The 11,867-nt window shown below is 73.7% G+C and carries 18 protein-coding genes; 9 read left to right on the top strand and 9 right to left on the bottom strand.

From position 1 onward, the window contains the following. Positions 1 to 11 precede the first annotated feature (11 nt). Together ACFUEL_RS10370 and ACFUEL_RS10365 are read left to right on the top strand one after the other, a co-directional pair. Positions 12 to 617, top strand: coding sequence for a TIGR03086 family metal-binding protein (locus tag ACFUEL_RS10370; RefSeq protein WP_380235653.1), 606 nt, complete (start codon positions 12 to 14; stop codon positions 615 to 617). Between the two features lie 133 nt (positions 618 to 750). Next, positions 751 to 1,185 (top strand): hypothetical protein, encoded by a 435-nt coding sequence (locus ACFUEL_RS10365; protein ID WP_380235652.1) that lies wholly within the window; start codon positions 751 to 753, stop codon positions 1,183 to 1,185. Positions 1,186 to 1,271: 86 nt separating this feature from the next. On the opposite strand, the gene ACFUEL_RS10360 is transcribed toward ACFUEL_RS10365, so the two are convergent. After that, on the bottom strand, positions 1,272 to 1,850 hold the full coding sequence (locus tag ACFUEL_RS10360; protein ID WP_380235651.1) for a TetR/AcrR family transcriptional regulator: 579 nt from the start codon (positions 1,848 to 1,850) through the stop codon (positions 1,272 to 1,274). A gap of 410 nt (positions 1,851 to 2,260) precedes the next feature. Between ACFUEL_RS10360 and ACFUEL_RS10355 the strand changes: the two genes are divergently transcribed. Next, entirely contained in the window at positions 2,261 to 3,748 is a 1,488-nt protein-coding gene (locus tag ACFUEL_RS10355) for an MFS transporter (RefSeq protein ID WP_380235650.1), read from the top strand. A 73-nt stretch (positions 3,749 to 3,821) separates the two neighbouring features. Here ACFUEL_RS10355 and ACFUEL_RS10350 read toward each other — a convergent pair whose 3' ends face one another. Beyond that, positions 3,822 to 4,211, bottom strand: a complete 390-nt coding sequence (locus tag ACFUEL_RS10350) for an SCO5389 family protein (RefSeq protein ID WP_380235649.1) — start codon at positions 4,209 to 4,211, stop codon at positions 3,822 to 3,824. Between the two features lie 181 nt (positions 4,212 to 4,392). On the opposite strand from ACFUEL_RS10350, the gene ACFUEL_RS10345 reads away from it, so the two are divergent. Continuing rightward, the gene (locus ACFUEL_RS10345; RefSeq protein WP_380235648.1) at positions 4,393 to 4,662 is read left to right on the top strand and encodes a DUF2630 family protein; all 270 of its coding nucleotides are present in this window, start codon (positions 4,393 to 4,395) and stop codon (positions 4,660 to 4,662) included. Between the two features lie 53 nt (positions 4,663 to 4,715). On the opposite strand, the gene ACFUEL_RS10340 is transcribed toward ACFUEL_RS10345, so the two are convergent. Beyond that, on the bottom strand, positions 4,716 to 5,198 hold the full coding sequence (locus tag ACFUEL_RS10340) for a MarR family winged helix-turn-helix transcriptional regulator (protein WP_380235647.1): 483 nt from the start codon (positions 5,196 to 5,198) through the stop codon (positions 4,716 to 4,718). 193 nt (positions 5,199 to 5,391) lie between these two features. On the opposite strand from ACFUEL_RS10340, the gene ACFUEL_RS10335 reads away from it, so the two are divergent. Then, a complete protein-coding gene (locus tag ACFUEL_RS10335; RefSeq protein WP_033255627.1) occupies positions 5,392 to 5,802 on the top strand; it encodes an organic hydroperoxide resistance protein in 411 nt (136 codons plus the stop codon). Positions 5,803 to 5,889: 87 nt separating this feature from the next. On the opposite strand, the gene ACFUEL_RS10330 is transcribed toward ACFUEL_RS10335, so the two are convergent. Then, positions 5,890 to 6,672 carry an SGNH/GDSL hydrolase family protein gene (locus tag ACFUEL_RS10330; RefSeq protein ID WP_380235646.1) on the bottom strand — a complete coding sequence of 261 codons (783 nt, stop codon included), beginning with the start codon at positions 6,670 to 6,672 and terminating at the stop codon, positions 5,890 to 5,892. 97 nt (positions 6,673 to 6,769) lie between these two features. Here ACFUEL_RS10330 and xerC point away from each other — a divergent pair, with 97 nt between their 5' ends. From xerC to ACFUEL_RS10310, 4 genes are all read left to right on the top strand, one after another. Further along, positions 6,770 to 7,696, top strand: a complete 927-nt coding sequence (xerC, locus tag ACFUEL_RS10325; protein WP_380235645.1) for a tyrosine recombinase XerC — start codon at positions 6,770 to 6,772, stop codon at positions 7,694 to 7,696. Between the two features lie 564 nt (positions 7,697 to 8,260). Continuing rightward, complete coding sequence (locus tag ACFUEL_RS10320; protein WP_380235644.1) at positions 8,261 to 8,467, top strand: hypothetical protein; 207 nt, start codon at positions 8,261 to 8,263, stop codon at positions 8,465 to 8,467. Continuing rightward, entirely contained in the window at positions 8,467 to 8,781 is a 315-nt protein-coding gene (locus ACFUEL_RS10315; protein ID WP_380235643.1) for a hypothetical protein, read from the top strand. The genes ACFUEL_RS10320 and ACFUEL_RS10315 overlap by 1 nt, the downstream gene beginning before the upstream one ends. After that, entirely contained in the window at positions 8,778 to 9,014 is a 237-nt protein-coding gene (locus tag ACFUEL_RS10310; RefSeq protein WP_380235642.1) for a hypothetical protein, read from the top strand. Before ACFUEL_RS10315 ends, ACFUEL_RS10310 begins: the two co-directional genes overlap by 4 nt. 261 nt (positions 9,015 to 9,275) lie before the next feature. On the opposite strand, the gene ACFUEL_RS10305 is transcribed toward ACFUEL_RS10310, so the two are convergent. The 5 genes from ACFUEL_RS10305 to ACFUEL_RS10285 all read right to left on the bottom strand — a co-directional run bounded on the left by ACFUEL_RS10305 (position 9,276) and on the right by ACFUEL_RS10285 (position 11,860). After that, on the bottom strand, positions 9,276 to 10,100 hold the full coding sequence (locus tag ACFUEL_RS10305) for a glycoside hydrolase domain-containing protein (protein WP_380235641.1): 825 nt from the start codon (positions 10,098 to 10,100) through the stop codon (positions 9,276 to 9,278). 80 nt (positions 10,101 to 10,180) lie between these two features. Next, positions 10,181 to 11,095 (bottom strand): hypothetical protein, encoded by a 915-nt coding sequence (locus ACFUEL_RS10300; protein ID WP_380235640.1) that lies wholly within the window; start codon positions 11,093 to 11,095, stop codon positions 10,181 to 10,183. Positions 11,096 to 11,097: 2 nt separating this feature from the next. Next, positions 11,098 to 11,514 carry a hypothetical protein gene (locus ACFUEL_RS10295; RefSeq protein ID WP_380235639.1) on the bottom strand — a complete coding sequence of 139 codons (417 nt, stop codon included), beginning with the start codon at positions 11,512 to 11,514 and terminating at the stop codon, positions 11,098 to 11,100. A 2-nt stretch (positions 11,515 to 11,516) separates the two neighbouring features. Continuing rightward, a complete protein-coding gene (locus ACFUEL_RS10290; RefSeq protein ID WP_380235638.1) occupies positions 11,517 to 11,669 on the bottom strand; it encodes a hypothetical protein in 153 nt (50 codons plus the stop codon). Further along, positions 11,666 to 11,860, bottom strand: coding sequence for a hypothetical protein (locus ACFUEL_RS10285; RefSeq protein WP_380235637.1), 195 nt, complete (start codon positions 11,858 to 11,860; stop codon positions 11,666 to 11,668). The genes ACFUEL_RS10290 and ACFUEL_RS10285 overlap by 4 nt, the downstream gene beginning before the upstream one ends. Between the last annotated feature and the right edge of the window lie 7 nt (positions 11,861 to 11,867).

Below are 11,867 nucleotides of genomic sequence, written 5' to 3'. Positions count from 1 at the left end.
GCGTGTACCCCATGGCAGCACACCTCGACGGACCGGCCCTGCTCGCACTGCACGCCCGGGCGCTGGAGCACTTCGGCGACCTGGTCCGGGCGGTGCCCGACGACGCCTGGCAGGCGCCCACCCCGTGCACCGACTGGACGGTCCGGCAACTGGTCGGCCACCTGACCTCCGAACAGCTCTGGGTCCCCGATCTGCTGGCCGGGGCCACCGTCGCCGAGATCGGCGACCGCTTCGACGGCGACGTGCTGGGCGCCGACTCGGTCGCCGCCTGGACGGCCGCCGCCGACGCCGCCCGCGCCGCGTTCGCCGAGCCGGGCGCGCTGGAGCGCACCGTCCAGCTGTCGTACGGCGCGCGGCGGGCCGCCGGGTACGCCCGGGAGATGACGGTGGACGCGGTCGTGCACGCCTGGGACCTCGCCCAGGGGATCGGCGCCGACGCCACGATCGACCCGGCCGCCGCCGAGTTCGCGCTCGCCGAACTCGCCCCGCAGGCCGACGGGTTGGCCGCCTCCGGGCTGTTCGCCGACCCGGTGCCCGTCCCGGCCGGCGCGGACGCCGCGACCAGGCTGCTGGGCCTGGTCGGCCGCGACCCGGCGCACCCGCTGGGCCGGCGCTGAACTCGGAGACCTGGGCCCGGAGCGCTGGGCCCGGAGCCGTGAAGTCGCCCGTCCCCCGGGGCGGTTGAGCCGCGGACCGGCGGCGGGGGCTGCGGCAGCGGGCGGGCTCGAGCACCTGGGTACGATCCGACGCGTGGACACCAGAGTGAGGCGGTCCGATCTCCGCCGTCTGACGCCGATCCGTGAGCCGCGCGTCCTGTCCGAGGTCCCGCTGCGTATGTGGTCACCCGCGGAATGGGAGCGCATCCAGCGCGGGTTCCGCGCTCGTGACATGGATGACCGTTGGCACGCCTTCGCCGAGGACGACCGGCTCTTCCTGCACCGCAGTTGGCTCGGGGACGGCAAGTACGAGGTGGCGTTCGTCGAGACCCGGGGCGGTCACCGGATCTCGCGCGTGCTCGTCGAAGGCGCCGAGCCGCGGTACCCCGGGGGGTCGGACCGCGAGGTGTGCCTCCTGCTGGAGGTTCTCATCAGCTCGATCCTGCTCGGAGAACGGGCGGAGGACCAGCGCGGGCAGCTCGCGGACCTCCGTTCGGCCGGGCGGCCGCCGCAGCCCGGCGACAACTGATCCGCGGTTCGTCGCGGGCCGCGCCGCGGAACGCGGACCGGGCGGGCCGGCTCCGGCGGCGTCGCGCTTCGGGGCTCGTGGCCGCCTCAGCGGCGGGTGCGCACCCCGTCCAGGGCGATGGCCAGGACGCGGTCGCGCTGGCCCTCCTCCGGGAAGGCGACCGAGGTGATGCCGGAGACCATCCGCAGCAGGTCCTCGATGCTCATGTCGGGGCGGGCCTCGCCGGCCCGTTGGGCGCGCTCCAGCAGCGGGGTGCCCCCGGAGTACATGGACAGCAGGCACGCCTGGAAGATGTCCGACTCCTCGCCGGCCAGTGCCTCGCGGATCGCCCGCTTGGTCACCGCGTAGTCGACGAACCGGCGCAGCCAGGTGTTCAGCGCCTCCCAGGGCGGCAGGTCGGAGACCTGCTCGGCGACCCGGCAGAGGTCCTCGACCTCGGAGGCGTACACCGCCTCGAACAGGTGCCGGCGGGTGGGGAAGTTGCGGTAGAGGGTGCCGATGCCGACGCCGGCCCGCCGGGCGATGTCCTCCAGGGAGGCTTCGGAGCCGTGCTCGGCGAAGGCTTCGCGGGCGGCGGCGAGCAGTGCGTCGAAGTTGCGGGCGGCGTCCGCGCGGCGCGGGCGCTGGGCGGCGAGGAACTCGCTCACCACGATCTGATCCGGCACGGGGACCTCGTTCTCGAATGCATCCGGACGGGCGGGCGGGGGTGGGGGCGCGGACGGCCGGGTGCTGTTCGGCGGTGCTTGTTTCGGGGGGTTTGTTCGGCGGCGGCCGGGGCGAATCCGGAAACCGGATTGAACCGGAGGTGCGCCTCCGCTAATCTGGAGGCATGCCTCGACTTTAGCACCGGGGCCCGGACTTCGGCCCGCCGCACACCGGCGGACCGGCTGCTGCGCCGTACCCTCCACCCGCCCGACGACGCCGGGTGACCGTACGGCCACCACACGTACCGCACCCACGCAACGCATCCACGTACCGCATCCACGCACCGCACCGGGCGGACCCGCGCCCGCCCTCCTGCCGCGGCGCGCACCCCGTTCGTCCGCGCGCCCGCCCCGAGTCCCGAGAGGGTTCGATGAACCGCCAATCCCCCCGCCTGACCTTCGGCGTGCTCGCCGTCGGCGCCGGCGTGTACGCGCTGCTGCAGTCGCTGATCACGCCCGCCCTCCCGATCGTCCAGGAGGAGATGCACACCACCCAGTCCACCGTGACCTGGGTGATGACCGCCTACCTGCTCTCCGCCTCGGTCTTCACCCCGATCCTCGGCCGGGTCGGCGACCTGGTCGGCAAGAAGCGCACCCTGGTGGCCGCGCTGGTCGCGCTGCTGGTCGGCTGCCTGGTCGCCGCCCTCGCGCCGAACATCACCGTGCTGATCGTCGCCCGGGTGATCCAGGGCATCGCCGGCGCGCTGTTCCCCCTCTCCTTCGGCATCATCCGCGACGAGTTCCCGCCCGGACGGGTCTCCGGCGGCATCAGCAACATGTCCGCGGTGATCGCCGTCGGCAGCGGCCTGGGCATGGTCCTGGCCGGCCCGATCGTCGGCGCCCTCAACTACCGCTGGCTGTTCTGGCTGCCCGTCATCGTGGTCGCCGGCACCGTCCTGCTCGCCCACCGCTACGTCCCCGAGTCGCCCACCCGCAGCGAGGGCAGCGTGGACTGGCTCTCCTCCGTGCTGCTCTCCGGCTGGCTGGTCGCGCTGCTGCTGCCGGTCAGCCAGGCGTCCCAGTGGGGCTGGGCCTCGGCCAGGGTGCTCGGCCTGCTCGCCGTCGCCGTCGTGCTGTTCGCCGCCTGGGCGCTGAACGAGTCCCGCTCCCGCAACCCGCTGATCGACCTGCGGGTGATGCGGCTGCCCGCCGTGTGGACCACCAACACCGCGGCCCTGCTGTTCGGCGGCGGCATGTACGCGGTGTGGGCCTTCCTGCCGGGCTTCCTGCAGATGCCCTCCAGCGCCGGCTACGGCTTCGGCTCCAGCGTCACCGGCGCCGGCCTGCTGATGCTGCCGATGGTCGCCGCCATGTTCGTGGCCGGCGTGCTCGGTGGACGGCTGGCCGGACGCTTCCCCGCCAAGGCGCAGCTGGTCACCGGCGCGGTGTTCGGCGCCGTCGCCTGCGCACTGCTCGCCGCCCGGCACGGCACCCCCGCGGACGTCGCGGTCGCCGCGGGCGTGTTCGGCCTCGGCATCGGACTGGCCTTCGCCTCGATGAGCAACCTCATCGTGCAGGCCGTCCCCGCCGCCCAGACCGGCGCCGCCACCGGCATGAACGCCAACATCCGCACCATCGGCGGCTCGATGGGCGCCGCGCTGATGACCGGCCTGGTCACCGGCCACCTGCAGGCCGACGGGCGCCCCGCCGAGTCCGGCTACACCCACGGCTTCGCCCTGCTGGCCGCGTTCTGCCTGGCCGCCGCGCTGGCCGCGCTGCTCGTCCCGACCCGTCGGCCCGCCGCCGCCCCCGTGCCGATGGAGGGTACGGCGGTGGAGCGCACGGCGGCCGAGCGCCCGGCAGTCGAGCGCCCGGCGGCCGAGCGCCCCGGGCTGGCCCGGGAGGTGATCGGCGGCTGAGCCCCGACGGAGGGGTGCCGGTGGCGCCGGGCCGGGTGGTGCGCGTGTGCGCCGCCCGGCCCGGCGGCCGTGCTCAGCAGTCGCGCAGTTCCGGCGACTGGTTCAGCAGCTGGGCCCGGGGCGAGGTGAACCTGCGGTAGGCGTCGGTGTGTTCGGCGTGCGGGTGGAAGGCCGCCAGCCGGTGGCAGTTCTGGAAGGCCAGCTTCACCGAGAAGTGCCGCTCCAGGGCGCCGCGGATCGAGTCGCTGGCCAGCGCCCGGAGCAGCTGGGCCCGCTCGGCCTCGCTCGGGGCCACCGTGTTGTCGGCGAACTCGGCGTCGGTGACCGCGAGTTCGGCCGTCAGGTCGTTGACCAGCCGGTAGGCGTAGGGCAGCGAGGTGCGGACGGTGGCGAGGAAGTCGGCGTCGGCGACCTCGTCGCGCTCGGCCAGGGCCAGCAGGGTGGGGGAGACGTCCAGCGACATGGCGGATCGGGCCTTCCGGGCTAGTGGTAGTGGAAGTCGTTTTCAACAAGTGATCCTGGCCTCCCCCTGACGCACTGTCAATTACGCGCCCCCGTTCGGCGCGGCACCCCCGCGCCGCCCGGCTCGCGGCCGCCACCCGGCCTTCCTAGAGTGGGTGGCAGACGACCGCGAGGAGACCCCGATGAGTGAGCAGAACGGCACCGGCGGCACCGACCGCCGCATCCTGGAGCGGATCAGCGAGATGGTCGAGGCCGAGCGCGACCTGCGCGCCGCCCTCGCCGAGGGCCGGATCGACCAGTCCACCGAGCACAGCGAACTCAAGGACATCGAGGAGCAGCTCGACCAGTGCTGGGACCTGCTGCGCCAGCGCCGCGCCCGGGTCCGCGCGGGCGAGGACCCGGACGGGGCGAGCGTGCGCAGCGTGGACGAGGTCGAGCGCTACGAGTCGTAGCGGGCGAGGGCGAGGGCGAGGGCGCGGCGCTGGCGCGGGCGCGGCGGGGGCGGTCAGGCCCCGGTGGCGGCGTCCAGGTTGGCCGTGACGCGGGTGAGCAGCTCGCGCAGCGCGCGCAGGTCGTCCAGCGGGAGCCCGGCGGCGGCCAGGATGCGGCGCGGGACGGCCAGCGCCCCCTCGCGCAGTTCGCGCCCGGCCGGGGTGGTGCTGACGATCACCGAGCGCTCGTCCTCCGGGCTGCGCTCGCGCACCACCAGGCCGGCCGCCTCCAGCCGCTTGAGCAGCGGGGAGAGGGTGCCGGAGTCCAGCCGCAGGCGCTCGCCGAGCTGCTTGACCGGCAGTGCCCCGTCCTCCCACAGCACCAGCATCACCAGGTACTGCGGGTAGGTGAGGCCGAGGTCCTTGAGCGCGGTGCGGTAGACGCCGCCGAAGGCGCGGGAGGCGGCGTTCAGCGAGAAGCAGATCTGCTGGTCGAGCAGCAGCAGGTCCGCGTCCTCGCCGGGGGAGGTGCGGGGGTTCTCGCCGTGCCAGGTCATGGACCCAGGGTAGCAAGCGGCCGATTCAGTTGTGCGCAATTCAATTGTGTGCTGTAGTTATGGGCAGGACGAGGCGGCCCCGGGGCCGGAACCGTACGGAGGACGCACCGCCGACGGGAACCGGCCCCCGGAGCCCGCAGGACGAAGAAGCCGCAGGACGCGGAGACCGCAGGACGAAGGAGAGGAACCCTCGATGAACCCGCTCTACACCGCCGCCGCCACCGCCAACGGCCGCGAGGGCCGCGCCGTCAGCTCGGACGGCAGGCTCGACCTCAAGCTCTCCCCGCCGCCCGCGCTCGGCGGCGACGGCGAGGGCACCAACCCCGAGCAGCTGTTCGCGGCCGGGTACGCGGCCTGCTTCGCCAGCGCGCTCGGCGTGGTCTCGCGGCAGCAGAAGGTGGACGTCTCGGACGTGTCGGTGACCGCCGAGGTCACCATCGGCAAGGACGACAGCGGCTTCGGCCTCTCGGTCGTCCTGCGGGTCGAGCTGCCGGAGTCGCTGGCCGGCGAGGCCGGTGAGCTGCTGGTCAAGCAGGCCCACCAGGTCTGCCCGTACTCCAGGGCCACCGCCGGGAACGTTCCGGTGGAGCTGGTCGTCGAATAGGGCGAGGCAGGGGTCTCGACCGGGGTCTGCGGGCCGCGTCCACGTGGGGGTGGAGCGGCCCGCAGTGCTGTCCCCCCGAGGTGGGGCTCAGAGCGGGAGCAGCTCCGGGCGCTTGGCCTCCACGTGGTCGCCGGAGGACTCGCCGCGCAGGCGGCGGCCCACCCAGGGCAGCAGGAAGGTGCGGGCCCACTGCAGGTTCTCCCGGCGCTGGTCGGCCGCCGTGAGGGCGGGCGCGGGCGGCCAGGCGGCCTCCGGGTCCGCGTCCACCGGCAGGCCGAGCGCGCGGGCCGCCAGCAGCGCCACCCGCTGGTGGCCCTCCGGCGACAGGTGCAGCCGGTCCTCGGACCAGGCCCGCCGGTCGTGCACCGCGCGCAGCGACCACAGGTCGGCGACCGCCAGGCCGTTGCGGTCGGCGATCGCCCGCAGGTGTGCGTTGTAGGTGGCGATCTTGCCGCGCAGGTGGCGCAGCACCGGGACGTTGCGGGTGTCGAAGCCGGTGCAGATCAGCACCGCCCCGGCGCTCTCGCGCAGTTCCAGGACGGCCGCCTCGAAGTGCTCGGCGATCAGGTCCGGGTCGCTGCCCGGCCGCAGGATGTCGTTGCCGCCCGCGCACAGGGTCACCAGGTCGGGCCGCAGTTCGCGCACCCGGGGCACCTGCTCGGCGACGATCTGGTCCAGCAGCCGGCCCCGGACGGCCAGGTTGGCGTACCGGAAGTCGTGCTCCGCCCGCCGCGCGGCCAGCATCCCGGCCAGGCGGTCGGCCCAGCCGGCGAACTGGCCGTCGGGGCCGGGGTCGTTGAGGCCCTCGGTGAAACTGTCACCGAGGGCCGCGTAGGAACTGAGGTCAAGGGTCTCCTGATAGTCCGCCATGGAGGAGATGTTTCACCTTGTGAAGTGACTTACGCCACCGTATGTTCCCGAATTTTCCCTTATGGCGGCATAGTCACTTTCGTCCGATATCTATCGTGTGACAGAAGATCTGGCCAATTGGGCCCTGTTCATGACAGCTATCGGCCTGTCCCCCCGGACAGTCGGTGACCGCACCGCCGCCGTTGAGCGGCTGAGCCGCCTCGCGGACGGCGACCTCGGCGCGATCACCCGCAACCACGTGCTGGCCTACCTCGGTCGGCCGGGCCGCTCGCAGTGGACCCGGTGCACGTACTACGGGCACATCGAAGCCTGGGCGCGGTACGCGCGCTGCCCCGAACTGCTGGACGGCATCCCCCGTCCGAGGACTCCCCGCCGGCTGCCGGACCCCCTGCCGGAGGCGGACCTCGACCGGATGCTGCACGCGACCCGGGGCACGCTCGCCGAGGTCTGGATCCTGCTCGGCGCGTTCGCCGGCCTGCGGCTCGGTGAGATCGCCGGTCTGGAGGGCTCGGCCATCCGGGGGAACAAGCTGCGGGTCGTCGGCAAGGGCGACCGCGTCGACGTCCTCAAGTTGCCGCCGGTCCTGCAACGCGCGCTGGCCCCCTGGGCGGGCGTCCAGGGACGGCTGTGGAACATCACCGCAAGGGCCCTGGCCCGCCGCCTCACCGCGGTCGCCGCCCAGCTCGGCGTCCACCGCTACCGCACCCACCGCCTCCGTCACCGCTACGGCTCGGAGGTCTACCGCACCACCCGGGACCTGCTCCTGACGCAGCGCCTGATGCGGCACAGCAGCCCCGCCACCACCGCCGGCTACGCGGCCCTCCACGACGAGGACGCGGACGCCGCCGTCGACCAGCTCCGCGGCGCCGCGGAGCCCATCGAGAGGATGCCGCATGACCAGCACGAATCCGTTCGACCGCTCGCACCTCGCCTGGCCGGACGCGCTGAGGGACAGCGTCGACGCCCTGGCCGCCGCCGCCCGGGAGCTCCGTACCGCGGCCCGCGTCGCCCGGGGGACCGCTGACACGTACGACCTGTACCGGGTCAAGGACGTCTACGGTCTGGTCGAGCGCAACGGCGGCTCCGGCCTCGACCCCGAGTACCGCCCGCACGACCGGGCGATGCAGGCCATCAACCGGGTGCTGAACCCGGCGGCGGCCCAGTTGGAGACCTACTACGAGGCCGCGGCCGTCCAGTTCGCGGACGGTGTCCGCTGGGCGATCGGCGAGGTGCTGGCCGGCCGTCAGCCGCGCGCCGTCGCCATGGTCCAGGAGGGCACCTGGCAGCCGCCGATCGTGGACCTCACGCTGGACCTGCAGGACGATCTGCCGGGCTGGTCCGACCGGCACAAGTACCGGGCGGCGCGCGATGCCTACCTGCGCCGCCACGCCACGCAGCGGTGGGCCGAGGGCCTCGCCGCGGAGGAGGACCTGTCCGACCACGAGGCGACGGAGATGCACGAGGCGATGACCGAGGGCGAGGGCCTGGCCGACGCCGCGTACGCCTTCGGCCAGATCGGCGTCGGCGGCCTGCGGTACGCGCTGCTCGGCGCCCGCGGCGAGCACGACCTCGCGAAGGGAGCCGCGAAGTGAGCGAGGACTACTGCGACTTCGACCCGGAGACCGGCGAGGGCTGCGGCGCCTGCGAAGACTGCCGGGAGGCCGCCATCGAGGAGATCGACGCGGCGGTCGAGTACGGAGAGATGGGCTACCACGACTCCCGCGCCGCGTACGCGGCCCTCGGCGTCGAGCTCTTGACCGACGAGGACGACAGCGCGGCCGGGGGCGGTGCGTGATGGCCGACGAGGAGCAGGAGTTGAAGCTGTACGCCCCGTCCCCCCTGGTGGTGAAAGCCGCGCTGGAGAAGTTGAGGGAGACCTGGTCGGACACGGCGTCGGAGCTGCGGCGCCTGCGGACCGAGTACGCCGAGGAGTCGGGCCTGCCCGTCAAGGTCAACCCGACGCCGACGGAGGTGATGCGGCAACGGATCTGGCAGCTGGAAGCGGAGCTGTACTGCCTGCTGTCCTTCACCGGGGCGGAGCCGGGCTCGCTGATGGACACGGCCGGGGTGTGGTACGAGACGAAGCCGAAGAAGGGGACGGACAGATGAGCAACCGGGAGCGGTGGATCCGGGAGGACGCCGACATGGCGCTGCGGTACTTCGGTCCGCGCGGGTGCGAGCAGTGCTCCGGCCTGCGGGCCGCGCTGGCCGAGCTGGGGGCCGCCGGAGAGGGGGTGGGTGGCCGCCTGGAGGCCGAGTACGTGATCGCGCTGGGGCACCTGGAGCGGTGCCACGACTCGGTGCCGGTGGCGGTGGGCCTGTCGCGGCAGACGGCCGCGTAGGCGGTCCCTCCCCCGGGGTACGAGGGAGGGACCGGCTACACCCTACCCACGCATGTTCGAGGGCCCGTCACCCGGGGAGGTGACGGGCCCTTGGGCCGAGCGCACAGGGAGGCTCGGCGGTGCGGGGGAGCAGGGGGGTCCGGTGTCCACTCCCCCGGGTCGATCTGGCAGTCACGCTAGCAGTCAAACCGGTGCGTACGCTACGAAATCGTCGCGCTACTCGAACCGTTATCGAGGATCGCACCTGGTCATGACACCGGCTCAGGAGAAGGCGGCCTGCCAGGTGTCCGGGCCGACCACGCCGTCGACCGTGAGACCGAAGCGCTGCTGGAAGGTCCGGCACACCGCCGCGCTCTTCGGGCCGTAGTCGCCGTCGACCGAGATGCTCCAGCCGCGGGCCGCCATCTGCTGCTGCCACCGGCGCGCGACGGCGGAGTTGTAGGTGGGGTTGCGAAGGTACTGGCCGGGCCAGGCCGGGACGGCCGGCGCCGGCGCGGGCATCGGGCGGGCGGGCGCGACGCTCACCGCGGCGTCGGGGTCGGTGCAGGTGTTCAGGTCGCACTGCACGCCGCCGATGGTGGCGGTGCCGCCGACCTGGCGGATGTCGGTGTGCTCGGACCAGTGGCCGTTGGACCAGGCGGTGGTCTGCCAGCCGTGCACGGCCAGACCCTGGCCGACGATGTCCTGGACGGCGCGGTACCCGCCGTAGACGCCGGTGCGCCAGGCCGGGAGGACCGTGTTCCAGCCGCGGAAGTAGTCGCGCACCGCGGGAAGGCCGGCCTCCTGGACGTCGTAGTCGACGGCGGCGTAGATCAGGGCGCCGGTGAGGCCGAGCGCGTCGGCCTGGGCGAGCGCCTGGCGGGCGTCGTCGGCGCCGGCCGCGTAGCCGGACCCGGCCCGGTTGGCGGTGGTCTCCCACACCAGGCCGACCCGCAGGCCGTGCGCGCGCAGGTCCGCCAGTTCCTCGGCGGTCAGGTTCTTGCTGCGGTCGCGGGAGAGGTACCGCATCACGAAGGTGTGGCCCGCGGCGGCCAGCGCCGCGCCGCCCGGGCGGCCCCAGGCGTAGTCAACTCCGGTGTAGGGCATGGGTGTTGGTCTCCTCAGCTGGTGGACCCCCGCTGAGTTCTGCAGCGCCGTCGGCGCTGCCCCCGGTGTGAGCGTAGCGCTCAGGACGCGTCCCAGGTGGCCGTGCCGATGGACAGCCACTGGGTGGACGCGCTCGCCTGGGAGACGTCGACGTGCCCGTCGGGGTAGACGAACAGGCAGGCACCGACGCTGGACTGGCACGCGAGCGGGAAGATCTGCGCCCTGCCGGTCGGGTAGTAGTTGGTGACGCCGTCGTAGGGCAGGTCGAACGCGGTGCCACCCGACGCCCCGGCGGTGGGCTTGAACAGGCCGCGGAGGCTGACCGTTCCGTCGGGGTTCCGCCGGGCCTGCACTCCCTGCCAGCCGGAGGCGTCGAAGTTCGTCCAGCCGCTGCGGAAGGTGACGTCGTGCCAGCCCTCCACCCCGAAGAGGCTCCGGTGCCGCAGGGGCCGGTTCACGGTGGCCACGCCGGACCCGAGCTGCAGGCTGGTGCTGGTCCCCCCGGCCGCGGTGGAGGCGTCGCGGGCGGTCAGCGTGAGGCGGGCGCTGGCCGCCGCGTCGATGCCGCCGCTGTAGCCGTTGATCGAGACCTCGCCGTCGTGGCTCGTGCCGCCGCCGAGATACAGCTCCAGGCGCTGGCCGTCGCCGGTGAGCGCGCCGGTGGTGTTGGACACCGGCTCGGAGTACAGGCGGAGCGCGGGCGGGGTGCGGCCGATGCCGGCGGCGGTGGGCGCGTTCAGCACGATTTCGCCCGCGCTGACGTTGCCGACCTGCCCGGCCACGCTGGCGCTCAGGACGCCCGGCCGGGCGCCGGGGATGCTGGCCCAGTTGCCATAGAGGAGGATCGCCGGGTCCTCGGTGCCGGTGGAGCTGTCCGGTGAGGGGTCCAGAACAACACGGGGGTCCGTGTCGCCGGTCTGGACGATGGACCCGGTCAGCGTGCCCGGGGTGACGTCGTCGGCGGACAGTGAGCGGATGGGGTTTCGGAACGACACGGTCAGCTCCCGTTCGGTGAGGTGATGGTGGTGAGGGTGCGCCAGAGCGTGTACTGCAGGCTCGCGCTGCAGCGGGCGCCGGGGGTGAGGCCGGTCCACTGCATGATCACGGCCATGGTGGGGTGGATGGTGATCGGGGACGCCTGGTCGGCGATGTCGAAGTTCGGCGACGTCGAGCCGTCGCGGATCCGGATCGGGTTGACGTAGCCCTCGTAGAGGGCGACGGCGCCGCCGGTGCTGCCGGTGACGAAGGTGGTGGCCCGCTCGATCCGGTAGAAGTAGTCGACGTCGGGCGGGTCCCACTCCAGCGTGGCGGTGCCGGAGGCGTCGGCGGTCGCGGTGCCCTCCAGCGCGGGCGGGTAGTCGACCAGGACGACCCGGGCGCCGGTGAGGGTGGACTGCTGCTGGGGGAGGAACACGGTCAGCCGCCGGGCAGGAGCTTGACGAGGAACGGGCGCCGGGCGCCGCGGCCCTCGTAGGCGTCCCAGAGCGCCAGGGCGCCGATGAGGATGCCGCCGTAGCCGAGGACCAGGGCGAGGCGCTGGTCTCGGATCACCGGGCCGCGGCGCGTCACGGGGTGTCCGCCGGCGGGGTGGTGCGCTGCGGGGGCGGGGTGATGGCGGCGCCGCCGGTGAGGCCGGCCAGCAGCACGGAGTCGAGGACGGGCAGCGCGGCGTGGCCGAGCAGGACCAGGACGACCTGGCCGAGCAGGGCGAGCGCGGCCAGGGCGAGCAGGCCGGCGGCGGGGAGCAGGGTGCGGGTCACGACGGGT

The organism is Kitasatospora sp. NPDC057198, from assembly GCF_042670125.1.
In the GTDB taxonomy this organism is placed as follows: Bacteria; Actinomycetota; Actinomycetes; order Streptomycetales; family Streptomycetaceae; genus Kitasatospora.
Note: the sequence above shows the minus strand (reverse complement) of the source record. Positions and strands in the feature narration are given on the sequence as shown.